This window comes from Haematospirillum sp. H4485 (assembly GCF_012102745.1).
In the GTDB taxonomy this organism is placed as follows: domain Bacteria; phylum Pseudomonadota; class Alphaproteobacteria; order Rhodospirillales; family Rhodospirillaceae; genus Haematospirillum.
The window spans coordinates 341,817-367,243 of the sequence record NZ_JAAVSY010000001.1 but is presented as its reverse complement, the minus strand read 5'-3'; the positions used below and the strand labels follow the sequence as shown (position 1 = coordinate 367,243).

Genomic DNA, 25,427 nt, shown 5'->3' with positions numbered 1-25,427 from the left:
CAGAATTCTTTGAATTTGGGATCTGTACGGAATGCTTCTGGTTATCGACTCCGGCAATACCAACATTGTTTTTGCTGTTTATGACGGTGAGAAAGCCATGGGAGAATGGCGCTCTTCTACCCGCTCTGACTGTACAGCCGATGAGTACGGGGTCTGGTTGACCCAGCTTATGCAACTGAAGGGGTTAAAGCCCCAAGATATTTCTGCCGCTGTTATGGCATCGGTTGTTCCAGCAAATGTCTTTGCACTGAAGACGCTGTGTCGTACCTATTTCCATACAGAGCCTTTAGTTGTTGGCGAACCCGGGGTCCAGCTTGATCTGCAAATCCTGCTCGATCGACCGGAAGAAGTGGGGGCAGACCGTCTGGTCAATGCCGTGGCGGCGCACACCAGATACAGTGGATCCCTTGTTGTCATTGACTTTGGAACAGCAACCACCTTTGATGTTGTCGATCGCCAGGGAAACTATCACGGCGGCTGTATTTGCCCAGGTATCAACCTGTCTCTGGAAGCATTGCACATGGCGGCCGCCCAACTCCCGCGAGTGGCTGTTGGCCGCCCCTTGTCTGTTATTGGCAAGGCAACTGTTCCTGCCATGAAGTCAGGAGTATACTGGGGCTACATAGGCTTGATCGAAGGCTTGGTCAGCAGGATATCCAAGGAATTTGGCGAACCAATGACGGTTGTTGCGACTGGTGGGCTTGCTCCCCTGTTCGCAGAAGCGACCGATGTTATTCATCATCTTGACAGTGATTTAACCCTGCGAGGGCTTGTCGAGATTTATCGACACAACATTACGGAAGAAAAATTGAAACGCGCATGACTGCTGTTGATACTGCAACGCTGCCCCGCCTTACAAAAGCCCCGAAAGATCGGCTTGTCTTCGTTCCTTTGGGGGGAACCGGTGAAATAGGTATGAATCTGAATGTCTACGGCTGCCAAGGGCGGTGGTTGGCCGTAGACATGGGCGTTACTTTTGGCGACGACCAAATACCCGGTGTCGATGTTGTCATGCCGGATCATTCTTTTTTGGAAGAGAATGCCGCTGATCTTGCCGGTATCGTGATCACCCATGCACACGAAGATCACATAGGCGCAGTTGCCTATTTGTGGCCCGATTTGCGGTGCCCGGTTTATGCAACGCCGTTTGCTGCGGAATTTCTCAGGCATAAACTGAAGGAAGAGGGCTTGGATGGCGAAGTGCCGGTTCACGTTGTACCCCTTGGCGGGCGGGTAGACATTGGCCCGTTCAATGTTGAGTTTGTGTCGTTTACCCACTCCATTCCTGAACCGAATGGCCTTGTCATTCGTACGGTGCATGGCAATATCTACCATACCGGGGACTGGAAGATGGACCCCGAGCCAATGGTTGGCGGTACGGTTGATTATGAACGGCTTCAGGCCATTGGTGATGAGGGTATTACAGCCTGTATCAGCGACAGCACCAATATTCTGAACAAGGGTCGCTCAGGCTCGGAAGGAGATGTTCGTCGCAGTCTTGTTGATATGCTGGGGCGTTTTGACGGGCGTGTGGCCGTGTGCTGCTTTGCCTCCAACATTGCCCGCGTTGAAAGTATCGTGAAGGCAGCCCGTGCTAACGGACGGCAGGTGTGCCTTGTGGGGCGTTCCCTGTGGCGCATGGTGGATACAGCCCGTTCCACAGGCTATATCGGCGATATTGGCCCGCTTCTTGAGGCTGATGATGCAGCGGATCTGCCGGCACGCCAGGTCTTGTATCTCTGCACAGGATCCCAAGGTGAATCCCGGGCCGCTATGGCGCGTATTGCCTGGGGTCATCATCCTCACGTTACATTGGGACGGGGTGATGTAGTTCTGTTCTCATCTCGGGTTATTCCCGGCAACGAGAAAGCTATTTTCCGTCTACAGAACCGCCTTGTACGCTCCGGGGTCGATGTTCTGACGGATCGGGACGCCTTTATTCATGTGTCCGGCCACCCATCCCAGGATGAGGTCGGTGAACTTTACCGTCTGCTTCGGCCAACGGTTGTTGTGCCCGTTCACGGGGAGCGTCGCCACCTTCAGGTTCATGCGGATTTTGCCCTTGATCATGGGGCACGGAAGGCTGTTGTCCTCGATAATGGACAGGTTCTTGATCTGACATCGTCAGATAATCCTCATGTTTTTGCTTCGGTGCCTGTGGGGCGTCTTACCTTGGAGGGGGATCGCATTGTTCCCATGGACAGCCCGGTGTTGCGGGACCGCAAGAAAATGATGGTCAATGGGGCCGCTGTCATTACTTTGGTCCTTGATCACAAGGGGCAGGTTCTGGCACCACCGCTTGTCACAACGCATGGCCTGTTTACTCCCGATGACGATGACGAGCCACAGGGGATCGGTCTTGCCGATGCGGTAACGGATGCTGTTGGTGACCTCGATCCGCGTGATCGCAGAAATGATGACACGGTTAGGGAAGCGGTCCGACGGGCTGTGCGCCGTGTCATGAATCAAGATCAAGGGCGGAAACCTTTGACTGACGTGCATCTCGTCAGGCTCTAGGATCTGTGCAAGCGGAAGCGGGGGGAGGAGAGATGGCATGATCGGGCGCCTTAACCATGTTGCTCTTGTCGTGCCGGATCTGGAAAAAGCCTCTCGCTTTTATCAGGATACAATGGGTGCCCCTGTTTCTGCGCCGCTTCATTTGCCTGACCACGGGGTGAGTGTTATTTTTGTCGAACTTCCCAATACCCGGGTCGAGCTTTTGCACCCTTTGGGGGATGACAGCCCTATCAGAAGCTTTTTGACTGACCATCCCGGGGGAGGCATGCACCATATGTGTTATGAAGTCCGGGACCTGTTGGCGGCAAGCAGGCATCTGAAAGCACAGGGGATGCGTATTCTTGGAAGTGGTGAACCAAAAACAGGCGCTCACGGGAAGCCGGTTTTGTTTCTCCACCCCAAGGATGCATTTGGTACCTTGATCGAGCTTGAACAGGCCTGATTTCGACGGAGAACAGGACACGGTGAGCTGGTACTGCGACTTGGCTCCGGAGCATCCGGTGCATCACGCTTATCACGAAAGCGAATATGGATTCCCCTTGCGGGATGATAAAGCGTTGCTGGAGCGATTGTCCTTGGAGATCTTTCAGGCTGGCTTGTCATGGGAGTTGATCCTCAAACGCCGCACATCCCTGAGGGAAGCATTTGCCGGTTTTGATCCGCACATCTTGGCCGGCTGGAATGACGAAGCTGTGCCATTTCTTCTTCAAAATCCCGGCATTATACGCAACAGACGGAAAGTAGAGGCTATACTTGGGAATGCTCGCATTCTGATGCGTTTAAAAGCCGAATATGGCAGCTTTGCCAATTGGATAGATGCTCACCACCCCTTGGTTCATAAGGATTGGGTCCGGGTTTTTCGACGAACATTCCGCTTTACCGGGCCGGAAATCGTCAAGGAGTTTCTGATGTCAACGGGGTGGCTCCCTGGCGCACACCACGTGCAATGTCCCGTTTATACTCGCATTCTTGCTGCGAACCCCCCATGGAGAAAAGCCATGGAACATGGATTTTCTTACGACTGATGCCCGCCGAGAGTCCGCAACGCGGCCATAATCTCTCCCAGATCACCGGGAGAAACCTCGCTCCACATATTATGGCCGACAATGCGGACATTAGGTCCGTAGACACAGCGCCCCATACAAGGAGAGCCATTTACCTCTACACAGTCAACAAGAACAGGGTCATTCTCAATGGCGTCTTTCAGGGCAGAGAGGACAAGCTCCGCACCACTTGCTGAACAGCTTTTCTGCATTTCTCCGTAACGGCGGTTCAGGCATACCAGTACTTCTATTGTGGTTGGATCCTCATCATTCATGGTGACGGTATCTCCCTCCTGCCACAGTTATCCAGACTGCAATGTCCTTACGGCGGCATCCCTTTCAAAAAGATACAGCAAGATACGAAGGGCCTCACCACGTGGCGTTGCCAGCTCCGGGTCCATTTCCATGACATGACGGGCATCATCGCGGGCTGTAGCCAGAAGTTCACCGTGTACAGCAAGGTCTGCAGTACGAAATTCCGGCATTCCGCTTTGGCGAAGACCCAGGATTTCTCCACCGCCCCGCAAGCGGAGGTCTTCTTCGGCAATAACAAATCCGTCTTCGGTGGAACGCATAGTCTCAAGGCGCATGCGTGCTGTTTCCGACAAGGGATGGCCATACAACAACAGGCAGACCGATGCCCTGTCCCCCCGTCCGATCCGTCCCCGGAGCTGGTGCAACTGTGCAAGACCAAAGCGTTCTGCTTGCTCGATAATCATTAGTGTGGCAGTGGGAACATTGACACCGACCTCTATCACCGTGGTTGCAACCAGAATGTCATGGCGATCAGAGGCAAATCCCTCCATGACAGCATCCTTGTCCGGGCCCTTCATGCGCCCATGCACCATGGCAACCCTGTGCCCGAAATGCTCTTGCAGCTGTGCATAGCGTTCTTCTGCCGCAGACAGATCCGAGGTTTCGGATTCTTCCACCAGCGGACACACCCAATAAGCCTTGGCGCCTGTATTCAACACACGCTCAAGCCCGGCAATCACCTCCTCCAGACGGTTTCGTCCTATAATACGTGTGTCGACGGGCTTCCGCCCCGGCGGTTTTCCCTCCAGCCGGGAGACATCCATGTCTCCATAAAGGGTCAGCGTCAGAGTGCGTGGAATGGGGGTAGCCGTCATGACAAGTACATCAGCGGCTTTTCCTTTTCCCGTCAACATCAGGCGCTGTTGCACGCCAAAGCGATGCTGTTCATCAATCACGGCGAGGCCAAGATCGCGGAACACAACATCATCCTGAAACAGGGCGTGGGTGCCGATAATGATATCAATGGCACCATCCTTGAGATCCTGCAGCAGAGCTTCACGCGGTTTTCCCTTGTCGCGGCCTGTCAGGAGGGCAACCCGTATGCCACAGGCCTTGGCCAAGGGAGCCAGGGTTTCAAGATGCTGGCGGGCCAGAATCTCGGTCGGGGCCATCAAGGCAGCCTGAGTGCCACACTCCACGGCATTCAGCATGGCCATAAGGCCGACAACTGTCTTTCCACTTCCGACATCGCCTTGAAGCAACCTCAACATACGATCCGGCGCCTGCATGTCGGCAAATATCTCATCCAAAGCGCATTGCTGGGCCTGGGTCAGCGAAAAGGGCAGGGCGGCTGCAACAGCCCGGCGCAAGCTTCCGTTTCCATGCAGGACACGCCCGGTCCGCTTGCGATTGGCGCGGCGTACAAGCAACAGAGCCAGCTGGTTTGCCAGAAGCTCATCATAAGCAAGCCTCTGTCGCGCCGGTCCGATGGCCGACAGGTCGTCCTCTGTTTGCGGGTGGTGGACAGTGCCCAGCGCATCCTTCCAGTGCGGCCATCCCTTCTGGCTGATCAGGTGGGGATTGATCCACTCCGGCAGTTCTGGCGTACGCTCCAGTGCCGTTCGGGCAACTTTGGTGGCTGTCTTGTTCACAATTCCGGCAGAGAGAGGATACACCGGCTCTACAATGCGGATGCTGTCTGCCTGTGACGGAGGCACCACATGATCCGGGTGGGCCATCTGGCGCTCATCATGAAATACATCCACTTTCCCCGATACGACAACGCGCTGCCCGACGGGGAAGGATTTCTCCAGCCATTCCTTGCGGGGATGAAACCAGGTGATGGATATATAGCCACTCTGGTCCCGACAGCGTATGCGCCAAGGGGCACGGCTTCCCCTTGCCGGTGGAATGTGACTGTCAACAATGAGATCAAGGGTCGCAATGCTGCCGTTGGTCGCCTGCATGATCGTTGGTGATGCCCGGCGGTCAATAATACCGGTCGGGAAATGCCACAGGGCGTCAACAAGGTGCCCGCCACCACCGGTCAATCGATCATAAAGCGGGGCCAGCCGCTTTCCCAGGCCGGGCAGAGAGTCCAGGGGGCAGAACAGGGGATTGAGGATCGACGGGCGCATAGGGGACCGTTATTCTCCGTGTAGCAGAAAATGTTCTTGTTCTGTCCGCAGAATGTCTTTGCGCAACAGGGGAAAGGATCTATACCAGATCCCCTGTTCTTTTCTCATAAAATGCGGGGAAGGTGCACCTATCATGGATGAGCGTCGCAGGAAAATCCTTTACAGGGCTTCCCACCGAGGCATGAAAGAGGCTGATCTTATGATTGGTGGCTTTGTTGCCGCTCGCATCAGTGAGCTGGATGCGCCCCAGCTCGATCGGCTTGAAAGCCTGTTGGATGAGCTGGATATGGACATCATGGACTGGGTGATTGGCCGCAAGCCAGTTCCTTCACAGCATGATCATGATGTTTTCCATATGCTAACCGCCTTCAAACCCTATGACGGATTCGTGTAGACAGTGACTGATTTCTCCTTTGCCCTTCAACGGATAGAAACCCTTGGTACCGGTCATCAGGTAACAGTCCACGGTCTGCCCGAGGGATACGATGCCCTTTTTCTGTCAAACCTTGCACGCGGCAACGCATACAGCGATGTCTTGCACATTTGCCGCGATGATGTGAGGTTGGCAACCCTTGCCGCCGAGGTTCGTTTTTTCGCCCCCGATCTTGATGTTCTGGTCTTCCCGGCCTGGGATTGCGTGCCATATGACCGCGTTTCACCCAGCGCAGACCTTGCCGCACAACGCACGGACACCTTGACCCGCCTGGCCGGGCCACATCCGGGCAAACCGCGTCTGGTTATCACAACCGTTGCTGCCGTCACCCAGCGCGTGCCGGGCAAGCGTGTTTTTAATGGTGCAGTCTTCCGTATTCTGGCCGGTAAACGGCTGAATGTCGATGCCCTGATGGGGTATCTGGCACGCAATGGGTACACCCGCTCCGGACAGGTCATGGAGCCCAGGGAATATGCTGTACGGGGTGGTATTATTGACCTTTACCCTTCCGGCACAGGGGAACCCCTGCGTCTTGATCTGTTCGGGGACGATGTTGATACCATCAGAACTTTTGATCCCCTGACACAGCGCAGTACGGGCAATCTGGATGAGGTTCTCCTCAAGCCCATGTCCGAGGTTATCCTGACCGAAGACAGCATTGCCCGCTTCCGGACCCGGTACCGGGAATTGTTTGGAGCGCCGGGCAAGGATGACCTGTTGTACGAGGCTGTTTCAGCTGGGCGGACCATGCAGGGAATAGAGCATTGGATGCCCCTGTTTCACGATGGGTTGGACACTCTTTTTGCCTATCTCCCCCAAGCTCTCGTGACCTGCGATCACCAGTTTGAACAGGCATGGGAAGCAAGGACTACACTGATCCGGGAATATTTTGAAGCACGCATCAGCCTGAACAACCTGTCAAACAGCGGGAACGGAACAGTCTATCACCCGATACAGCCAGAATGGCTGTTTATGGAACCGGACGAGTTTCCGCGACTGCTGAAAACAGTGCCGTCGCTTTTGTTCTCACCCTTTGCCGCACCAGATATCGGAAGTGACTGTGTGGATGCTGGCGGACGACCGGGGCGTGATTTTGCCGATGTTCGTGCCCGTCATGGCGAAAATGTCTATGACGCCGTACGAGCACATATTGACCTGGAGCAAGGAAAAGAGAGACGCGTTGTTATTGCCGCCCTGTCCCATGGATCACGAGACCGTCTGTCAGGTGTTTTACGTGATCACGGTGTCAAGAATCTGTCATGTCCTGATGACTGGAAAACAGCCTGTAAACAGACTGTTTCCTCTGTTCCGGTCATTGTCCTAGGCCTTGAGCACGGTTTTTTTGGTCCCGGTTTTGTCTTGGTAGCCGAGCAGGATATTCTGGGTGATCGTCTGGCGCGTCCCTCAACCCGCAAGCGACATGGGAAGGCCGATGCCTTTATACGGGATGCTTCAGCCCTGGCAGAGGGGGATCTGGTTGTCCATGCCGAGCACGGCATTGGACGTTACACAGGACTGGAAAATCTGGATATTGGTGGCGCTGCGCACGACTGTCTTTGCCTGGTTTATGATGGTGGTGACAAGCTTTTTGTACCGGTAGAGAACATTGATGTCCTGACCCGCTATGGGTCAGAGCAGGGTGGCGTTTCCTTGGACCGGTTGGGAAGTCCGGCGTGGCAGTCCCGTAAGGCACAGCTGAAACAGCGTATCCGTGACATGGCGGATCAGCTGATACAGGTTGCAGCCCAGCGTCAGCTACGTGACGCTGATGTTCTGACTGTGCCCGAGGGTCTTTTTGACGAATTCTGCGCCCGGTTCCCATACGCAGAAACGGACGACCAGCTAAAAGCCATAGCCGATACCTTGGATGATATGGCCAAGGGACGGCCCATGGACCGTCTGGTGTGTGGTGATGTTGGTTTCGGTAAAACCGAGGTTGCGCTTCGGGCAGCGTTTGTTGCAGCCATGAGCGGTACGCAGGTTGCCGTTGTTGTGCCAACAACACTTCTGGCGCGCCAGCATTACCAGAATTTTATAGAGCGTTTCCGGGACATGCCTGTGCGTATTGCCCAGCTATCGCGTCTTGTTTCAGCAAAGGATGCGGCCCGTGTACGGGAAGAGCTGGAGAAGGGTACACTTGATATCGTAATCGGCACGCATGCCGTTGTTTCCAAGTCTGTCAAGTTCCAGCGCCTTGGCCTCCTTATTGTCGATGAGGAACAGCATTTTGGCGTTGCCCACAAGGAACAGCTGAAGCAGCTCAAGGCCGACGTGCACGTTCTGACCCTGTCTGCAACGCCTATTCCCCGGACATTGCAGCTGGCACTGACAGGCGTTCGTGAGTTGTCGCTGATTGCCACACCACCGGTTGATCGATTGACTGTCCGTACTTTTGTCATGCCGTTTGATGGCGTTGTGATCCGCGAGGCAATCCTGCGTGAACGCTACAGGGGAGGGCAGAGTTTCTTTGTCTGTCCCCGCTTGGCTGACATTGACAGGGCTGTCGAGCACTTAAATGTTCTTGTCCCTGAGGTGCGGACTGTTGTTGCCCATGGGCAGATGTCAGCCAGCCGCCTAGAAGAGGTTATGAAATCTTTTGCTGACGGTGATTATGATGTCCTTGTAGCAACCAATATTATTGAAAGCGGGCTTGATATGCCCCGGGTCAATACCATTATTATTCATCGTGCTGACATGTTCGGACTTTCACAGTTGTATCAGCTGCGCGGTCGCGTGGGGCGCGGAAAGCAGCGTGGTTATGCTTATCTGACCCTGCCGCCTGGCCGCATACTGGCGCCAGCAGCAGAAAAGAGGCTGACCGTCATGCAGACCCTAGATACCCTGGGGGCTGGTTTCTCCCTAGCCTCACATGACATGGATATCCGTGGTGCAGGTAACCTGCTGGGTGACGAGCAATCGGGGCACATCAAGGAAGTTGGGATCGAACTCTACCAGAGTCTTTTGCAGGAAGCTGTGGCTACGGCCAGAAAAGGAGGAGGAAGCCCTGGAGAAGAAAGTTGCGATAGCGGGTGGTCCCCACAAATCAGCCTTGGCATCCCTGTTCTGCTTCCAGAGACCTATATCAAGGATTTGTCGGTACGACTTGGGTTATATCGTCGTATTGGTGAACTACAGACACCGGATGAGATTGAAAACCTGATATCAGAGCTGGTGGACCGTTTCGGTCCCCTGCCATCTGAGGCACGTAATCTCTTGTCTGTCGTCGGCATCCGACAACTTTGCCTGCGTGCTCATATCGAGAAAGTTGATGCAGGTCCAAAGGGCGCTGTGTTGACGCTGCGTGGCAACACCTTCCCCAACCCTGAAGGCTTGGTGCGCTTCATCAGCCAGAATATTGCCTTGGTCAAGGTCAGACCTGATCACAAGATTGTCTACATGCGCCACTGGCCGATACCAGAGGATCGCATGGCCGGTCTTTATCAGCTTATGGAAAACTTGGCCAAGGTGGCCGAAGAGGCCACGGCCTGTTTATAGGCTAAAACAAAACAGACCAAGGCACACATTCTTTGCCTTGGTCTTTATTTTGCTTTACCCGCCGCAAACATTTGACTTGCGTAACGCGCATTCCGGAATTTCCCGGTGTTTCTCCCTAAACTTGGGCCGTCCCGCGAAACAGGACGTCCCTTGCACGCAGAAAGATATGCGCTTGCGGTAGAGTTGTCACGTGTAAAACGCATGGCTATAAAGAAAAGTATGCATTTTTCCGGGATAAAAACGGCTTTTCCTGCTACTATTTTAGCTAGTTTGCGTAACAATAAGATTGTGAAAGATCAGGTATAATGTGGCGTACGGTTTTATATGGTGGTTGCTCACTTATGGTCGCAAGCCTTCTTGCGGCCGCCTCAGCAAAGGAAGTACGTCGATCTTGGACGCTGGATGTTGACCCCGCAGCCTGCCGTTTACAGGCCGACTTATCCTCCGGGGGCAGTGCCAATTATGTTGCAGGTGTTGATGTGCATGGGCAACCCGTCGTTACAGTCGACGGTGATGAAGCACAAACTCTAAATCCTGATCTGACCGGGAAGTATATTGCTATTGAACTGGAAACAAGCCTTGCGCGTCGTCTCTCGCTTACCCCTCTTGCTGAGGCAAAGGGTTATATTGGGACGATAACCATAAAGAACCAAACCATTCTTCTGAATGGAGAGCCATTAAGTTATGGGGGCAAAGATGCTCTTCGTGAGGCGTGTCAGTATAATGAACATCTGTACCACGGGGCATCATCACCTAAGCCGGCCCGTTAAGTATGGAATAACCTGAAAAAATGACTGCGCTCATCATTCTGTGATTGCGTTTGTGATAAAGGGCCGATATATTCCGCCTCCCGTACTGATGTTGTTTCGGTACGGGTGTTTGGCTTCGGAGCGTAGCGCAGCTTGGTAGCGCACTTGACTGGGGGTCAAGGGGTCGTGGGTTCGAATCCCGCCGCTCCGACCATGAAGCCAAAAGTAATACAGCGTGCTTTGGTGATTGCGCGCACATTCTCTGAAAAATAAAATATGCGCACTGTTGCACATTTACAAATGTGTGTGCCACTTCACGTAATTCCATCTTTTCTTTGGTTCATTGCGGTCCTATAATCAATACGCTCCGTTAACGTCATTGTTTCGGATGCGTTTGGCAGCGCTTTGTTGCAGTGGGGTCGCGTGATTGAGTTTCTAATTTTTGCCCTTGTGCTTACGGTGCCCTTCGATCTAGTCAGGCGTCGCACAGTCCGCCAGCAGCGTCGCTTGGAGGCCGCTTTTCTGCGCGCCCGATCCATGGAGCCGCCGTATGGCCGGTTCTATTGGTTGTGCTGTCACTGAAGGCGCGCTCTCCTCTTTGTTCCAGCCCAGCTCCGAAGCATCAGAAATGCCGGCGAGGTAGCTTTTACACCAAGGTCGTAATGCGTATCGAACCTGTCCGTCCCGTTCGCTTCCGTCAATCTCCGTCAAGGGATAATGCACGTTTAGCTATGGCTGGTGTTTGCCATGCCTTTGATGACAGCTTGGTGCTTGACGGTTTGTCCTTGAGCATTGGAGCGGGTGAGGTTATGTGCCTGCTTGGCGCAAGCGGTTGTGGCAAAACAACAACCCTACGCATTGCTGCAGGTCTCGAGAAACCATCAAGTGGAGAGGTTTGGATTAATGGGCACACTATGCTGTCCCGTGAGGGACGCATGATCCCACCAGAAAAAAGGGGCGTTGGGTTTTTGTTCCAAGACTATGCCCTGTTTCCTCATCTCAAGGTTCTCGATAACGTTACCTTTGGGCTTCGTCATATCTCCGAACCCGATAGAACACGGTGCGCTCATGAAGCCTTGGAGCACGTGGGCATGGCGTCTTATGCCAGTTCTTGGCCGCATACGTTATCAGGGGGACAGCAACAGCGCATTGCCCTTGCCCGTGCTCTTGCCCCCAATCCGGCCCTTTTATTGCTAGATGAGCCATTTTCGGGCTTGGACCGCTACCTGCGTGACCAAATCCGTGTCGAAACGCTGACGATTCTGAAAGATCGCGGTATTTCGGCTCTGATGGTCACACATGATCCGGAGGAGGCCATGTTTATGGCTGATGTACTCGCCTTGATGGATAAGGGACGGATTATACAGTCAGGGACCCCGGCAGAGCTTTATAGTCACCCATCTTCTGCCTTTGTTGCCCGCTTCTTCTGCGACTTTAATCTTGTAAAAGGGCATGTTTTACGGGGTTCTGTTGAAACTCCGTTCGGTCTGGTTGACGCCCCGTACGGGGTAGAGGAGGGCTCCTCTGTCGAGGTATTGATTCGCCCGGAAGCTATCAGGCTTACGTCGGTTGCCGATGGCGAGTACCCCGCTTTCGTTGCCACTGTAACAGATAGCCGGATGCTTGGCAGAACCAGTTTGGTGTATATAAAGGCAGGGCCAGCCGCTTCTGCCAAACGGATAGCTGCGCATGTGCGTACCCCGGGCTCTTTTCTGCCACCGGCAGGGGAGGTGCTGTCCATATCCCTTGATCGATCCCAGACTTTTGTGTTTCCCTCCGTCTGATCATGGCCAAATCAGGGATGTTTCATTGCGGTACCGCAGGCTTTCTGCGATGATCCGCCATGTTGTATTGCCCGATGGTGGGCGCGTGTCTCCTGGAGAGTGGTAGTTATGGGTACTTTCAGTATCTGGCACTGGCTGGTTGTGCTGGCCATTGTTGTCGTTTTATTTGGTGGTTCGGGTAAGATTTCACGTTTAATGGGTGACTTTGCCAAGGGAATCAATGCATTCAAGAAGGGACTGGAAGAAGGCAAGTCCGTTCCCGCAGCAGATATGCAGGATGCGACAAGCTCGGATTCAATGCAGATCCAGAAGACTGAAGGGGAGTCAGTTTCACAGGCCGGACATGTCAATCGAGAGAAAAACCATTCTAGTAGCATGTAGTGGGTAAATACTCATGTTTGATCTAGCTTGGTCAGAGATCCTTCTTGTCGGAGTTGTCGCAGCGCTTGTTCTTGGGCCAAGGGAAATCCCTGGTGCCATGCGTGCTTTTGCTCATCTCATGAAAAAATTCCGAGCGGTCAGCCGTGACGTTCGTCGCCACGTAGACGACATGATATACAATGCCGAAATTGCTGACATGCAGGAGAAGGCAAGACAGATGCGTCGGCAGGTTCTTGATCCGGAAGAAAAAAACAGTACATCACCCGGAAAGAAAAGTACTCCTTCCGGGGAAGCAGAGACATAAGATACGCAGGACACGATGTACTCTTCTCCTTCACCAGATGAGTTTCGCATGCCCCTATTAGGGCATCTGATTGAACTGCGGCGCCGTATTTTACTGTGTGGTGCTGTTTTTATCCTGTCTTTTGCCACATGTTACAGCATTGCAGATAACATATATGGCTTCTTGATCCGCCCGTTGGCCGCAGTCATGGCTGAACTGGGAGGCTCGCAACGCATGATCTACACGGCCCTGACAGAAGCGTTTTTTACATACATAAAAGTCGCAATGTTTGGTGCTGTCGTTCTCTCGTTTCCCTTCACCGCTTTTCAGCTTTGGCGCTTTGTTGCTCCGGGTCTTTATCGCCGTGAGAAACGAGCGTTTTTGCCCAGCCTGATTGCTTCGCCTCTACTTTTTGCAGGCGGTGCAGCCCTTGTTTACTATTTTGTCATGCCCGTTGCTTGGCGCTTCCTGCTTGGTTTCCAGACCAGTGTAGAGCAAACCGTGCTGCCGGTGCAGCTTGAGGCCAAGATTGGAGAGTACCTGGATCTGGTCATGAAGCTGATTCTGGCGTTTGGCTTCTGCTTCCAACTTCCCGTTGTTCTTACGCTTTTGGCAAGGGCCGGAATAGTCTCGTCATCAGCTCTGGTCGCAAAAAGGCGTTATGCCATTGTGGCTGTTTTTGTTGTTGCCGGTATTGTTACACCACCCGATGTAATCAGTCAGATTGGCTTGGCCTTGCCCTTGCTGCTGCTTTACGAATGTTCGATCTGGTCAGCGCGCTTGGTTGAAAGGAATGCCGTGAATGACGATGAAAGTGATCCTGATCATTCGGATGCCATGCCAACCGGGAAGGGACCTGATGAGACCGATTTTAATGGCTGAAGTAGCTTAATTCCTGTATCTCTGCCAATTATTCGATACTGAAAACCATGCCTTGAGGTGTGCTGTATGCTTGACCTGAAATGGATCCGCGAAAATCCCGATGATTTTGACCGAGGGTTGCTCCGTCGCGGCAAAGTTACCTTGTCGTCCGATATTCTGGAGGCAGACAGGCAGCTGCGTTCCCTCATGACATCGTTACAGGCTTTGCAGGCACGTCGGAATGAAGCTTCCCGCGAAATAGGAACCATCCGCAAGGCTGGTGGCGATGCGGCGGCTCTCAGCGATGAGGTCGCTGATATCAAGAAGCGCATGACCGATATGGAAGCTGAGCAGCAATCTCTGCAGGCTACCCTTGATGATCTTCTGTACAGCCTGCCTAACCTGCCGGATCCAGATGTGCCCGATGGGCGTGATGAAAATGATAATGTCGAGGTGCGTCGCTGGGGTACGCCTCGTAGCATGGACTTCACACCTCTGGAACACGATGCCGTGGGAACATCTCTCGGGTTGATGGATTTCGAGTCTGCAGCCCGACTGTCTGGTGCTCGTTTCGTCGTACTGAAGGGTGCCTTGTCGCGTTTGTCCCGTGCGCTGGCCCAGTTCATGCTGGATACACATACCACTGAGCATGGCTATACCGAACTGAATACGCCCGTCATGGTTCTGGATAATGCCCTGTATGGAACAGGTCAGCTTCCCAAGTTTGCCGAAGATTTGTTCCGTACAGAACAAGGGCACTGGCTTATTCCGACGGCTGAAGTCACCTTGACCAACATGGTTGCTGATCAGATTGTCGATCCGGCTACGCTGCCCCGAAGAATGACGGCACACACACTGTGCTTCCGTTCCGAGGCTGGTGCAGCCGGCAAGGACACGCGGGGAATGATCCGCCAGCACCAGTTTGAAAAGGTTGAAATGGTGTCCATTACCCGGCCCGAGGATTCAGCTGATGAATTGGAACGGATGACCGGCTGTGCAGAGAAAATTCTTCAGCGCCTTGGCTTGCCGTACCGGGTTGTTCTGCTCTGTGCCGGGGACATGGGGGCGGCCGCCCGCAAAACATATGACCTTGAGGTCTGGCTGCCAGGGCAGGGCCGTTACCGCGAAATCTCTTCGTGCTCGAATGTAGGGGATTTCCAGGCACGACGCATGAAGGCCCGCTATAAGCCGTCTGGTGACAAGGGTACGGAGTTTCTCCACACCCTGAATGGGTCGGGCTTGGCTGTTGGACGCACACTGGTTGCCGTTCTTGAAAACTATCAACAGGCAGACGGGAGTGTTATCGTCCCGGAAGCCTTGCGTCCTTATATGGGCGGCTTGGAGGTTATTTCCACTCATGCATGATTCTGTTTTTGATCTTTGCGGGAAGCGCATTCTTGTTTCAAACGATGATGGTATTCATGGCCTTGGCCTTCAGGTTCTGATCCGCATTGCGCGCTCTTTGTCCGATGATGTCTGGGTGGTTGTTCCTGATCAGGAACAAAGCGGTTCAGCCCATAGTCTGACATTGCACCATCCACTGCGCATCCAGTCTGTATCGACCAATGTATGGACTGTGAATGGAACGCCAACAGATTGTGTGCTGCTTGCCGTTAATCATTTGATGAAGGACAGGATGCCCGACTTGGTTCTGTCTGGCGTAAACCGGGGAGCCAATCTGGGCGAGGATGTGACATATTCAGGAACTGTCGCCGCTGCAATGGAAGGAACACTTCTTGGTATCCCCTCCATAGCTCTGTCACAGGTCTTCAAGGACCCAGAGAATATTCATTGGGCAACGGCCGAAGCGTTTGGCCCCGGAATCATTGGACGTTTGATGGCAAAGGGATGGCCGAAGAATGTCCTGATGAATGTAAACTTTCCTGATACTTCCCCTGCCGGGGTAACGGGTGTCGAAGCCGTACGACAAGGAATACATAAGCTGGGAGATGATCTGGTTGAACGCCTTGATCCACGAGGAAGGCCCTATGTTTGGGTAGGCGCCCAAAGACCTGTCGATCAGCCCGTACCCGGAACAGATGTGGAAGCCATCAGTCGTGGCGCCATAACGGTATCACCGCTGCGTGTTGATTTTACAGATTATCATACACTTGAAGAACTGAGTGCACAGGTTCTCTCATGAGGGATGCGCGTGCTGCCCGTTTGATCATGGATCTTCGGCAGGCTGGTATTACGGATACCCGCCTGCTGAAAGCTATCGAACTGGTACCGCGTAACCTTTTTGTTGATAACGCCTTGGAAACAGAGGCATGGGAAGACCGGGCACTTCCTATCGGCTGTGGGCAAACCATTAGTCAGCCCCTTGTGGTTGCGGCAATGACCCAAGCCCTTGATACAAAAGAAGGGCATAAAGTCTTGGAAATCGGGACAGGTTCCGGGTATCAAGCTGCTGTTCTTGCCCGCCTGTGCCGGCGTGTTTATAGCTTGGAGCGGCACAGGGACCTTTATCTGGCCGCTGAAAAGCGGTTTGTATCTCTTGGGCTTTCAAACGTAACACCTCGTATAGGGGATGGTTGGCGCGGGTGGCCCGAACAAGCTCCTTTTGATCGTATCATTGTGACAGCAGCAGCAGCGGAGGTCCCCAGTGTCTTGGCTGAACAGCTCGCTCCATCGGGAATTCTTGTCATTCCTGTTGGCCCAGAGTTTGGTATCCAGCAACTGTGGCGTTACATGAAAGATCCTGTTACGGGTTGCTTGAGTGGAGAGATTTTGTTCCCTGTTCGTTTCGTCCCCATGCTCCAGGGAATTGGTAATCCTGGCCGCGTTCAAGCTTGACGGTGCCAAAAGGCATTTCTTTAGATTGTCGTGGAGGCATGAGTAGGCGTATTGTTCCTTTTATGAAACGCCCCGGTTCATTGCAAGCATTTTACATTATCTTGCTTCTGCTGCTTCCTGCCATGACAGGCTGCGGCGGTGCCGAGCGTTTCAAGGCACCTTGGGTGTCATCTTCAAGTAAAGAGACAACAGGCCGCCTTGGTCGTACAGATACAGACAAGACGGTTATTGTCTTGCGTGGGGATACCTTGTATTCGCTTTCTCGACGTCACAAGATCCCCGTTCGTGTTCTAATTACTGAAAATGATCTTAAGCCACCTTATGCCCTTATCACCGGACAAAAGCTGCACGTACCAGCCTCCCGGTGGTATACTGTTGCTCCCGGCGAAACCTTGAGCGCAATTGCAAACCGCTATCACGTTGGCGTAGATGATGTGGCGCAGAAAAATAACCTTTCCCCGCCATACATCATTCGCACCGGGCAGGTTCTTGTCCTTCCACCTGATGTGAAATCCCGGAAATCCACACCGATTCAGGTAGAGAAAGCAGCAGAGCATACACCCAATAGTTCACCTCAGCCCACAAAAAAAGCAGCTATACGCCCTGCTTCTGCAGAGAAAGGTATGTCGCCAGACACAAAAGCATCTTCCCATGGCAAACAAGCTTTTGTATGGCCTGTTCAAGGCAGGATAGTTGGTAGTTTTGGACCTGCGGGCAAGGGCTTCAGGAATGATGGTATCAATATTGCCGCCCCGGCAGGCACGCCTGTTCGTGCTGCAAACAAAGGGACTGTTGCTTATGCCGGAAATGGCATCAAAGGGTTTGGCAATCTTATTCTTGTAAAACACGAGGGAGGCTGGATGACAGCCTACGCTCATAGTTCTGATATTCTGGTACGTCGTGGCGATATTGTGCAGCGGGGGCAGGCCATCGCCCGCATCGGGTCTACAGGCAATGTAAAACATCCGCAGCTGCACTTTGAAATCCGGAGGGGGTCTCAAGCACTCGACCCCCAAGTCTACCTCCCAAAAATGGTCGCAGTCCGATAAGCAGGGACAACTTATTACTTCATCTTACCTTTGATGAGATACGGAGCAAGATATTGCCCTGTATAGCTTTTTCTTGTTTCTGCTATCTTTTCTGGTGTTCCTGCTGCAACGACATGGCCTCCTCCTGAACCGCCCTCTGGACCCATATCGATAATCCAGTCCGCAGTTTTGATGACTTCGAGATTATGTTCGATTACAACAACCGTATTGCCTTGGTTCACCAGTTCCTGCAGAACATGAAGAAGCTTCCTTACATCCTCAAAATGCAGACCTGTTGTTGGTTCATCCAGGATATACAGCGTTCGTCCGGTCGCGCGACGGGAAAGCTCCTTTGACAGCTTGACGCGTTGGGCTTCACCACCGGACAGCGTGGTTGCCTGTTGCCCAATATGGATATACCCCAGCCCAACCCGGGACAGGAGTTTCATTTTGTCACGGATGGATGGAACGGCCTGAAAAAAGTCAACAGCCTCCTCAACAGTCATCTCAAGAACATCTGCTATTGACTTGTTCTTGTAGGTTACTTCCAAGGTCTCACGGTTGTATCGCTTTCCTTTGCATACATCACACGTGACATAGACATCGGGCAGAAAATGCATCTCTATCTTGATCAACCCGTCTCCTTGGCATGCCTCGCATCGTCCCCCCTTGACGTTGAAGCTGAAACGGCCGGGCTTATAGCCACGAGCTTTTGCCTCGGGAAGGTTGGCGAACCAATCGCGAATAGGCGTAAAGGCGCCGGTGTATGTAGCAGGGTTTGATCGGGGAGTTCTTCCAATTGGGGACTGGTCTATATCAACAATCTTATCAATATGAGCTATCCCGTCGATGCTCTCATGAGGGCCGGGTATCTCCCGCGATCCATGAAGAGAACGGGCCAGTGCCTTGTAAAGCGTTTCAATGACAAGAGATGACTTACCTCCTCCGGAAACACCGGTGACGCACGTAAATGTCCCTAGTGGGATTGTTACGTCAATGTTCTGAAGATTGTGGGTTCTAGCCCCTATGATTGTCAGTGCGTTTCCATTGCCGGGGCGACGTGTATCCGGGATCGCGATGGATCTGGTTCCGGAAAGATAGTGCCCTGTCAAACTATCGGGGTGTCTCATTACCTCATCCGGCGTACCGGCAGCAACAACCATTCCGCCGTTCACTCCCGCTCCCGGACCCATATCGACCAGGTAGTCAGCGGTTCGTATGGCATCCTCGTCATGTTCCACGACCAAGACGGTATTACCCAGATCCCTCAGTCGGCGCAGGGTTTCTAGAAGGCGATCATTATCTCTCTGATGAAGACCAATTGATGGTTCATCCAGAACATACAAGACACCAGTCAAGCCTGAACCAATCTGGGAAGCCAATCGAATACGCTGGCTCTCGCCACCGGATAGAGTTCCCGACATCCTGGACAAGGTCAAATACCCAAGCCCAACATTCCCTAGAAATGTGAGACGCTCGACAATTTCCTTCAGGATACGTGCGGCAATCTCCCGGTCCTTTGCCGTCAAGTGCTGATCAAGGCCAGAGAACCAGGCCAGCGATTCAGCAATAGAAAGATCGCTGATAGCAGCAATATCAGACCCATGGACCCGCACAGCCAAGGCTTCAGGCTTAAGGCGGCGTCCACCACATGTTTCGCAAGGAGATGACGCCTGATAACGAGACAGATCATCACGGACCTGCTGGCTCTCTGTTTCCCGCCACCGCCGCTCTATGCTTGGCACAATGCCCTCAAACGGACGCTCCACGCTATAGCGCCGTCGTCCGTCATGATAGGTCATGGCGACAGATGTACGACCGGACCCATACAAAAGCACAGCCCGTGCTGTTTCAGGGATTTTTTGCCAAGGTGTTTTCATGTCTGTGCCACAATGGGCAGCGACACTTTCAAGTGCCTGGGCATAGTAAGGTGATGGCTCTCCGCCAGCGGACCAAGGGACAACAGCTCCTTCTGCCAAGGACAGCAGGGGGTCCGGAACAATCAGCTCGGGATCAAAGTAGAGCTTGATTCCCAAGCCATCACACGCCGGGCAGGCACCAAACGGATTGTTGAAAGAAAAAAGCCTTGGCTCGATCTCATCAATTGTAAAGCCGGAAACCGGGCAGGCAAATTTTGCAGAAAACGTCACTCTCTCGGCACTTTCTGCATCTTCGACCCATACAAGACCGTCTGACAACTGGAGGGCCTGCTCCAGCGAGTCCGCAAGGCGTGTCTCTATCCCTTCGCGGATAACCAGCCGGTCAATGACAACATCGATGTCATGCTTGATTTTCTTGTTCAGGGAAGGGGCTTCATCAATCAGGTACAGGGATCCATCAATTTTTACCCGCTGGTACCCCTTTTTCTGAAGCTCCAGAAGCTCTTTTTTGTACTCGCCCTTGCGTCCTCGTACAATTGGCGCCAGAAGCAGGATCTTCTGTCCTTGGGGCATAGCCAAGATACGATCGACCATTTGGCTGACAGTCTGGGATTCAATTGGCAGACCTGTGGCTGGTGACCAAGGAACGCCGATGCGCGCCCATAAAAGGCGCATATAATCATAGATCTCGGTTACGGTCCCCACTGTTGAACGTGGATTGCGCGAAGTTGTCTTCTGTTCGATAGAGATGGCAGGCGACAAACCTTCAATGGAATCGACATCCGGTTTCTGCATCAATTCAAGGAACTGCCGGGCGTAGGCAGACAGGGATTCCACGTAGCGCCGTTGTCCTTCAGCATAAATCGTATCAAAAGCCAACGATGACTTCCCCGATCCGGACAGCCCGGTGATCACAACAAGCTTGTCACGGGGCAGGGTTACATCAAGATTCTTCAGATTGTGTTCACGGGCTCCGCGGATGCGTATTTCATGCATGATATCAAGAACCTGACAGTCAACCGGGGGATGTTTCTGGACGAAAAAACATTCTTTGTTTCGCATATTTTGTACGGCTGTCAAAAACAAAAAGCGAACATCGGGCCGTCTTTGGGTAAAAGCAGTCTTTTCCTTCTGGTCAGGGGGGGGTAGAGTTCGGCCACGTTACAAACAGGAGTACCCTTGCCATGGCAGGCAGTGTCAACAAAGTGATTCTGGTCGGCAACCTTGGTCGTGACCCCGAGGTTCGGAGCACACAAAACGGCCAGAAGATCGTCAACATGACTGTTGCAACGTCCGAAAGCTGGAAAGATCGCCAGACCGGAGAGCGACGGGAAAAGACAGAATGGCACCGCGTTGTGATTTTTAACCCGAATCTGGGTGAAATTGCAGAGCGTTATCTGCGAAAAGGGTCCAAGGTATACTTGGAGGGGCAGCTGCAAACCCGCAAGTGGACAGACCAGAATGGTCAGGAGCGTTATTCCACAGAGATTGTCCTGCAGGCCTACAGGGGTGAGCTCACCCTGCTCGACAGTCGTTCCGGCGGTGGACAGGGTGGCGATATGCCTGTCATGGAAACAGCAGGCTTTGCCGGGGCCGACAGCGCGCCGACATACGGGGCATCGCCCAGGTTTGGTGGAAGCCCCGAGTCTGGAGGCCGGTCCGGGGGTGGTGGTTGGGATGCGGCACCCCGCAATGATCTGGATGATGAAATTCCGTTCTGATCTTTTGGCACCCCTTCCTGGCTGGTTGATGATATCCGTCGGTGCCTTTTGTGCCGGCCCCGGTTGTCGGTCGGGAGCACCCTGTGCTACAGTCCCCTTCCTGTAGTTTCAGTTCATTGTCCCAATCTGCGGAACGGTAACTTTTGCCCCCTGTAGGGCCGGAACTATTTACCCGTTCGCTGTCTATCGAGTTTGTGCCTTGACCGAAAACGCCATCCCGACACCGTTTGATCGTGACATTGCGCCTGTAACTATCGAAGACGAGATGAAACGCTCGTATCTCGATTATGCAATGAGCGTGATTGTATCCCGTGCCCTGCCAGATGTTCGGGACGGCTTGAAGCCAGTGCACCGTCGTATTCTCTTCGCCATGAAAGAAGGCGGATACGACTATAATCGCCCTTACAAGAAGTCGGCCCGCATCGTCGGGGATGTTATGGGTAAATATCACCCACACGGTGACAGCGCCATCTATGATGCCATGGTGCGTATGGCCCAAGACTTTTCCATGCGTCTTCCCTTGGTCGATGGTCAGGGAAACTTTGGATCGATGGACGGGGATCCCCCGGCTGCCATGCGCTATACCGAGGCACGCATGGCTCGTTCCGCACACTCCCTGCTGGATGACATTGACAAGGAAACTGTCGATTTTCATCCTAACTATGACGAAAGCACATCAGAGCCTTCCGTTCTTCCTGCCCGCTTCCCCAATCTGTTGGTCAACGGAGCCGGGGGCATCGCGGTTGGTATGGCAACCAATATCCCCCCTCATAATCTTGGGGAAATCCTGGATGCCTGCATTGCTCTGATCGATACGCCCGACCTTCCGGACGATGCCATCCTGGATATCGTACCCGGCCCGGATTTTCCGACTGGCGGAAGTATTCTTGGTCGTTCGGGCATCCGTTCCGCCTACATGACCGGGCGTGGCTCGATCGTCATGCGGGCAAAATGCGCGATAGAAGAAACACGGAATGGTCGTGAAGCCATTGTTGTGACCGAGATCCCCTATCAGGTTAACAAAGCCTCGATGATCGAGAAAATGGCCGAGCTGGTCCGTGACAAGAAGATCGAGGGCATTTCGGATCTGCGTGATGAGTCCGACCACCAAGGGGTTCGCGTTGTCATCGAAGTCAAGCGTGATGCCGTTGCTGAAATTGTCCTGAACCAGCTGTACCGGTTTACTCCCCTTCAGACATCGTTCGGGGCCAACATGTTGGCCATCAACGGCGGCCGTCCTGAACTGATGGGTATTCGTGAGATTCTGACGGCCTTTGTCAGGTTCCGGGAAGAAGTTGTGCGTCGTCGTACAATGTTCGAGCTTGGAAAGGCGCGGGACAGGGCGCATGTGTTGGTTGGACTGGGAATAGCCGTTGCCAACCTTGACCCTGTGATCAAGCTGATTCGGGCGGCCTCTGACCCGCAGGTTGCCAAACAAGAGCTGATGTCACGCGACTGGGATGCTGCGGATGTTGCTCCCCTTATTGAACTGATCGCCGATCCTGAGCATGTTGTTGTGGATGGTCGGTACAGGCTTTCCGAAGTTCAGGCAAAATCCATTCTGGACCTTAGACTGCATCGCCTGACTGGGCTGGAGCGTGACAAGATCCACGGAGAGCTGCGGGAAATAGGCGGCCAGATTGAAGAGTATTTATCCATTCTGGGTAGCCGCGAGAGGCTGTACACTATCATCCGGGAGGAACTGGTAGATATTCGTGCGGCTTACGCTACGCCTCGTCGGACAGTTATAGAGGAATCTGAGTTTGAGCATGATATCGAAGACCTGATCCAGAAAGAGGACATGGTCGTCACTATCACCAATACAGGCTATATCAAGCGTGTACCGCTTTCGACCTACCGTGCACAGCGTCGTGGTGGGAAGGGGCGCTCCGGAATGGCAACCAAAGAAGAAGATTTTGTGACCAATCTGTTTGTTGCCAATACCCATACGCCGGTCCTGTTCTTCTCGACCTCGGGCATGGCGTACAAGATGAAAGTGTATCGTCTCCCCGAAGGTAGCCCACAAAGCAAGGGCAAGGCTCTGGTCAATCTTCTGCCCATACAGGAAGGAGAGCGTATTGCTACGGTTATGCCTCTTCCCGAAGATGAGAACCAATGGTCTGATCTGACAGTTATGTTTGCCACGTCAACCGGGAACGTACGCCGTAACAGCTTGTCTGACTTCACCAATGTCAAGTCCAACGGCAAGATAGCCATGAAGCTGGAAGAGGGCGGGGAACGCTTGGTTTCGGTTGTCCCGTGTACAGAACAGCAGGATATTCTTCTGTCCACCCGTCTTGGCAAATGCATTCGCTTCCATGTCGGTGATGTCCGCGTGTTCAGTGGCCGGACCTCGACAGGGGTGCGTGGTATACGCCTTGCCACACAAGACAAAGTCATGTCGATGACAGTCTTGCAGCATGTTGACTTTGAAACAGCTGAGCGTGATGCATACTTGAGAATGGCAGCCCAGATCCGGCGGTCATCCGGAGAAGGTGACGAGGAAGAGTATGTCGTATCCGAGGGTGATGACACGACCATGACTCCGGACAACTTCCAGAGACTGCAGGATGCCGAAGAGTTCATCTTGACCATTACCGAGAATGGGTTTGGAAAGAGAACGTCTGCATATGAATATCGCGTGACAGGCCGGGGCGGACAGGGATTTGCCAATATTGAAATGAAAGAGCGTAACGGGGCTGTCGTTGCCTCGTTCCCAATTGGTACTGATGATCAGATCATGCTTATTTCCGATGGGGGACAGCTGATCCGTATGCCTGTTCACGATGTGCGAATCGCGGGGCGTAAAACGCAAGGCGTTACGCTCTTCCGTACAGCCGCAGAAGAAAAAGTGGTTTCTGTTGCACGGCTGCCGGATGTCGGTGAAGGAAATGGTGATGGAGCACAGGATCAGGACAGTGATGGCATAGCGTCTCTTCCAGATGAGGGATGATCCCTGATGGAAAAGTACAGAACCGGCGTTTATCCCGGAACATTCGATCCTGTCACTAATGGACACTTGGACATTATCAGCCGGGCTGCCAAGGTTCTGGACCGGTTGATTGTCGGCGTAGCCCAGAATGTTGGAAAAGGGCCCCTTTTTACGCTGGAACAACGCGTCGAGTTGACACGGGAAGCTGTGGACGCTCTAAACCTTGAAGGTACTATCATAGAGATCAGGCCTTTTAACGGTCTTCTCATGAATTTTGCTTTACAGCAGGGGGCGTCAGTTATTGTTCGTGGACTCCGGGCTGTTTCAGATTTTGAATATGAGTTCCAGATGGCGGGCATGAATGCCCGCCTGGATTCACGCGTTGAAACCATCTTTCTGATGGCTTCAGAGGGAAGCCAGTTTATCTCTTCTCGGTTTGTGAAAGAGATCAGCTTCTTGGAAGGAAAGATCGATAGTTTTGTGCCCGCTGTTGTACGCAAAGCCCTGAAACAACGTTTTGCCGAGGGCGAGCGTCCATGGTAGCCCCGCTAGCTTGGAGGAACCCTGTGCTGATCCGCTCATTTATACTTTTTCTTGCTGGAGTAATGTTTCTTATGACTGTCAATACGGTAGATGCCCGGGAAACGGCCACGGATCCGGAAAATATCCTGTATATGGATCTGGACTACGGTCGGGTTGTCATCAAGATGCGCCCTGATCTGGCACCAAATCATGTTACAAGAATCAAGGAATTGGTGCGGCAGGGTTACTACGACGGCACCCCCTTTCATCGGGTTATCGACGGCTTCATGGCTCAAGGTGGTGACCCCACGGGAACAGGAACAGGCGGTTCCGGGCAGAACATAAAGGCCGAATTCTCCAAGGAACCTCATGTAAGAGGAACCGTCTCCATGGCTCGTGCAGCAAGCCCGAATTCAGCTGACAGCCAATTCTTCATTTGTTTTGATAGGTCTTCATTCTTGGACAAGAAGTACACGATCTGGGGGCAGGTTGTTGATGGCATGGAGCATGTTGACCAAATCAAGAAGGGGGACCAAGCCCTGAACGGTAAGGTTGCCTACCCTGACCGCATTGTAACGATGAAGCTGGCTGCTGACGTTGATTGAAATC

The 25,427-nt window shown here is 53.1% G+C and carries 22 protein-coding genes and 1 tRNA gene; 20 read left to right on the top strand and 3 right to left on the bottom strand.

Annotated elements, in window-relative coordinates:
• The first annotated feature begins 31 nt into the window (after positions 1–31).
• From HEQ61_RS01760 to HEQ61_RS01745, 4 genes are read left to right on the top strand one after another with little or no spacing between them, the layout of a single operon-like run.
• Positions 32–823, top strand: coding sequence for a type III pantothenate kinase (locus HEQ61_RS01760; RefSeq protein WP_168018928.1), 792 nt, complete (start codon positions 32–34; stop codon positions 821–823).
• On the top strand, positions 820–2,517 hold the full coding sequence (locus tag HEQ61_RS01755; RefSeq protein WP_168018927.1) for a ribonuclease J: 1,698 nt from the start codon (positions 820–822) through the stop codon (positions 2,515–2,517). The genes HEQ61_RS01760 and HEQ61_RS01755 overlap by 4 nt, the downstream gene beginning before the upstream one ends.
• Before the next feature lie 37 nt (positions 2,518–2,554).
• Positions 2,555–2,959, top strand: coding sequence for a methylmalonyl-CoA epimerase (gene mce / locus HEQ61_RS01750; protein ID WP_168018926.1), 405 nt, complete (start codon positions 2,555–2,557; stop codon positions 2,957–2,959).
• A gap of 22 nt (positions 2,960–2,981) precedes the next feature.
• Positions 2,982–3,542 carry a DNA-3-methyladenine glycosylase I gene (locus HEQ61_RS01745; protein WP_168018925.1) on the top strand — a complete coding sequence of 187 codons (561 nt, stop codon included), beginning with the start codon at positions 2,982–2,984 and terminating at the stop codon, positions 3,540–3,542.
• On the opposite strand, the gene HEQ61_RS01740 is transcribed toward HEQ61_RS01745, so the two are convergent.
• Together HEQ61_RS01740 and recG are read right to left on the bottom strand one after the other, a co-directional pair.
• Positions 3,533–3,835 carry a (2Fe-2S) ferredoxin domain-containing protein gene (locus tag HEQ61_RS01740; protein ID WP_168018924.1) on the bottom strand — a complete coding sequence of 101 codons (303 nt, stop codon included), beginning with the start codon at positions 3,833–3,835 and terminating at the stop codon, positions 3,533–3,535. The two genes, HEQ61_RS01745 and HEQ61_RS01740, sit on opposite strands and share 10 nt — an antisense overlap.
• Positions 3,836–3,862: 27 nt before the next feature.
• Positions 3,863–5,953: an ATP-dependent DNA helicase RecG gene (gene recG / locus HEQ61_RS01735; protein ID WP_168018923.1), complete on the bottom strand. Its 2,091-nt coding sequence runs from the start codon at positions 5,951–5,953 to the stop codon at positions 3,863–3,865.
• Between the two features lie 133 nt (positions 5,954–6,086).
• On the opposite strand from recG, the gene HEQ61_RS01730 reads away from it, so the two are divergent.
• The 12 genes from HEQ61_RS01730 (at position 6,087) to HEQ61_RS01675 (ending at position 17,784) form a co-directional block, all read left to right on the top strand.
• A complete protein-coding gene (locus HEQ61_RS01730; RefSeq protein ID WP_168018922.1) occupies positions 6,087–6,347 on the top strand; it encodes a succinate dehydrogenase assembly factor 2 in 261 nt (86 codons plus the stop codon).
• Positions 6,348–6,350: 3 nt separating this feature from the next.
• Complete coding sequence (gene mfd / locus HEQ61_RS01725; protein WP_322099164.1) at positions 6,351–9,881, top strand: transcription-repair coupling factor; 3,531 nt, start codon at positions 6,351–6,353, stop codon at positions 9,879–9,881.
• A 341-nt stretch (positions 9,882–10,222) separates the two neighbouring features.
• Positions 10,223–10,651, top strand: a complete 429-nt coding sequence (locus HEQ61_RS01720; RefSeq protein ID WP_168018921.1) for a hypothetical protein — start codon at positions 10,223–10,225, stop codon at positions 10,649–10,651.
• A 116-nt stretch (positions 10,652–10,767) separates the two neighbouring features.
• Positions 10,768–10,844, top strand: a tRNA-Pro gene (locus HEQ61_RS01715).
• Between the two features lie 448 nt (positions 10,845–11,292).
• Positions 11,293–12,414, top strand: a complete 1,122-nt coding sequence (locus HEQ61_RS01710; RefSeq protein WP_245183048.1) for an ABC transporter ATP-binding protein — start codon at positions 11,293–11,295, stop codon at positions 12,412–12,414.
• A 108-nt stretch (positions 12,415–12,522) separates the two neighbouring features.
• Positions 12,523–12,795, top strand: coding sequence for a twin-arginine translocase TatA/TatE family subunit (locus tag HEQ61_RS01705; RefSeq protein ID WP_168018920.1), 273 nt, complete (start codon positions 12,523–12,525; stop codon positions 12,793–12,795).
• 13 nt (positions 12,796–12,808) lie between these two features.
• Complete coding sequence (tatB, locus tag HEQ61_RS01700; RefSeq protein ID WP_168018919.1) at positions 12,809–13,099, top strand: Sec-independent protein translocase protein TatB; 291 nt, start codon at positions 12,809–12,811, stop codon at positions 13,097–13,099.
• A gap of 48 nt (positions 13,100–13,147) precedes the next feature.
• The gene (gene tatC / locus HEQ61_RS01695; RefSeq protein WP_168018918.1) at positions 13,148–13,960 is read left to right on the top strand and encodes a twin-arginine translocase subunit TatC; all 813 of its coding nucleotides are present in this window, start codon (positions 13,148–13,150) and stop codon (positions 13,958–13,960) included.
• 66 nt (positions 13,961–14,026) lie between these two features.
• Positions 14,027–15,304, top strand: a complete 1,278-nt coding sequence (gene serS, locus HEQ61_RS01690; RefSeq protein WP_168018917.1) for a serine--tRNA ligase — start codon at positions 14,027–14,029, stop codon at positions 15,302–15,304.
• Positions 15,297–16,082 (top strand): 5'/3'-nucleotidase SurE, encoded by a 786-nt coding sequence (gene surE, locus HEQ61_RS01685; RefSeq protein WP_168018916.1) that lies wholly within the window; start codon positions 15,297–15,299, stop codon positions 16,080–16,082. Before serS ends, surE begins: the two co-directional genes overlap by 8 nt.
• Positions 16,079–16,735 carry a protein-L-isoaspartate(D-aspartate) O-methyltransferase gene (locus tag HEQ61_RS01680; protein WP_168018915.1) on the top strand — a complete coding sequence of 219 codons (657 nt, stop codon included), beginning with the start codon at positions 16,079–16,081 and terminating at the stop codon, positions 16,733–16,735. The genes surE and HEQ61_RS01680 overlap by 4 nt, the downstream gene beginning before the upstream one ends.
• A gap of 38 nt (positions 16,736–16,773) precedes the next feature.
• Positions 16,774–17,784: a M23 family metallopeptidase gene (locus HEQ61_RS01675; protein ID WP_168018914.1), complete on the top strand. Its 1,011-nt coding sequence runs from the start codon at positions 16,774–16,776 to the stop codon at positions 17,782–17,784.
• Positions 17,785–17,798: 14 nt separating this feature from the next.
• On the opposite strand, the gene uvrA is transcribed toward HEQ61_RS01675, so the two are convergent.
• Entirely contained in the window at positions 17,799–20,639 is a 2,841-nt protein-coding gene (uvrA, locus tag HEQ61_RS01670; RefSeq protein WP_168018913.1) for an excinuclease ABC subunit UvrA, read from the bottom strand.
• 188 nt (positions 20,640–20,827) lie between these two features.
• On the opposite strand from uvrA, the gene ssb reads away from it, so the two are divergent.
• The 4 genes from ssb to HEQ61_RS01650 all read left to right on the top strand — a co-directional run bounded on the left by ssb (position 20,828) and on the right by HEQ61_RS01650 (position 25,423).
• The gene (gene ssb, locus HEQ61_RS01665) at positions 20,828–21,364 is read left to right on the top strand and encodes a single-stranded DNA-binding protein (protein ID WP_168018912.1); all 537 of its coding nucleotides are present in this window, start codon (positions 20,828–20,830) and stop codon (positions 21,362–21,364) included.
• 265 nt (positions 21,365–21,629) lie between these two features.
• The gene (gyrA, locus tag HEQ61_RS01660; RefSeq protein WP_245183075.1) at positions 21,630–24,317 is read left to right on the top strand and encodes a DNA gyrase subunit A; all 2,688 of its coding nucleotides are present in this window, start codon (positions 21,630–21,632) and stop codon (positions 24,315–24,317) included.
• A 6-nt stretch (positions 24,318–24,323) separates the two neighbouring features.
• Positions 24,324–24,839 (top strand): pantetheine-phosphate adenylyltransferase, encoded by a 516-nt coding sequence (gene coaD, locus HEQ61_RS01655; RefSeq protein WP_168018910.1) that lies wholly within the window; start codon positions 24,324–24,326, stop codon positions 24,837–24,839.
• Positions 24,840–24,910: 71 nt separating this feature from the next.
• Complete coding sequence (locus tag HEQ61_RS01650) at positions 24,911–25,423, top strand: peptidylprolyl isomerase (RefSeq protein WP_245183047.1); 513 nt, start codon at positions 24,911–24,913, stop codon at positions 25,421–25,423.
• The last annotated feature ends 4 nt before the right edge of the window (positions 25,424–25,427 follow it).

Bases quoted from the DNA above. Each gene is read 5' to 3' on its own strand.
- HEQ61_RS01710 (WP_245183048.1), top strand. From the start codon at position 11,293: ATGCGTATCGAACCTGTCCGTCCCGTTCGCTTCCGTCAATCTCCGTCA.
- recG (WP_168018923.1), bottom strand. From the start codon at position 5,953: ATGCGCCCGTCGATCCTCAATCCCCTGTTCTGCCCCCTGGACTCTCTG.
- coaD (WP_168018910.1), top strand. From the start codon at position 24,324: ATGGAAAAGTACAGAACCGGCGTTTATCCCGGAACATTCGATCCTGTC.
- HEQ61_RS01705 (WP_168018920.1), top strand. From the start codon at position 12,523: ATGGGTACTTTCAGTATCTGGCACTGGCTGGTTGTGCTGGCCATTGTT.
- HEQ61_RS01740 (WP_168018924.1), bottom strand. From the start codon at position 3,835: ATGAATGATGAGGATCCAACCACAATAGAAGTACTGGTATGCCTGAAC.
- HEQ61_RS01680 (WP_168018915.1), top strand. From the start codon at position 16,079: ATGAGGGATGCGCGTGCTGCCCGTTTGATCATGGATCTTCGGCAGGCT.
- HEQ61_RS01675 (WP_168018914.1), top strand. From the start codon at position 16,774: ATGAGTAGGCGTATTGTTCCTTTTATGAAACGCCCCGGTTCATTGCAA.
- uvrA (WP_168018913.1), bottom strand. From the start codon at position 20,639: ATGCATGAAATACGCATCCGCGGAGCCCGTGAACACAATCTGAAGAAT.
- ssb (WP_168018912.1), top strand. From the start codon at position 20,828: ATGGCAGGCAGTGTCAACAAAGTGATTCTGGTCGGCAACCTTGGTCGT.
- HEQ61_RS01720 (WP_168018921.1), top strand. From the start codon at position 10,223: ATGGTCGCAAGCCTTCTTGCGGCCGCCTCAGCAAAGGAAGTACGTCGA.
- surE (WP_168018916.1), top strand. From the start codon at position 15,297: ATGCATGATTCTGTTTTTGATCTTTGCGGGAAGCGCATTCTTGTTTCA.
- HEQ61_RS01730 (WP_168018922.1), top strand. From the start codon at position 6,087: ATGGATGAGCGTCGCAGGAAAATCCTTTACAGGGCTTCCCACCGAGGC.
- tatC (WP_168018918.1), top strand. From the start codon at position 13,148: ATGCCCCTATTAGGGCATCTGATTGAACTGCGGCGCCGTATTTTACTG.
- tatB (WP_168018919.1), top strand. From the start codon at position 12,809: ATGTTTGATCTAGCTTGGTCAGAGATCCTTCTTGTCGGAGTTGTCGCA.
- mce (WP_168018926.1), top strand. From the start codon at position 2,555: ATGATCGGGCGCCTTAACCATGTTGCTCTTGTCGTGCCGGATCTGGAA.
- HEQ61_RS01755 (WP_168018927.1), top strand. From the start codon at position 820: ATGACTGCTGTTGATACTGCAACGCTGCCCCGCCTTACAAAAGCCCCG.
- gyrA (WP_245183075.1), top strand. From the start codon at position 21,630: ATGAAACGCTCGTATCTCGATTATGCAATGAGCGTGATTGTATCCCGT.
- HEQ61_RS01650 (WP_245183047.1), top strand. From the start codon at position 24,911: ATGACTGTCAATACGGTAGATGCCCGGGAAACGGCCACGGATCCGGAA.
- serS (WP_168018917.1), top strand. From the start codon at position 14,027: ATGCTTGACCTGAAATGGATCCGCGAAAATCCCGATGATTTTGACCGA.
- HEQ61_RS01760 (WP_168018928.1), top strand. From the start codon at position 32: ATGCTTCTGGTTATCGACTCCGGCAATACCAACATTGTTTTTGCTGTT.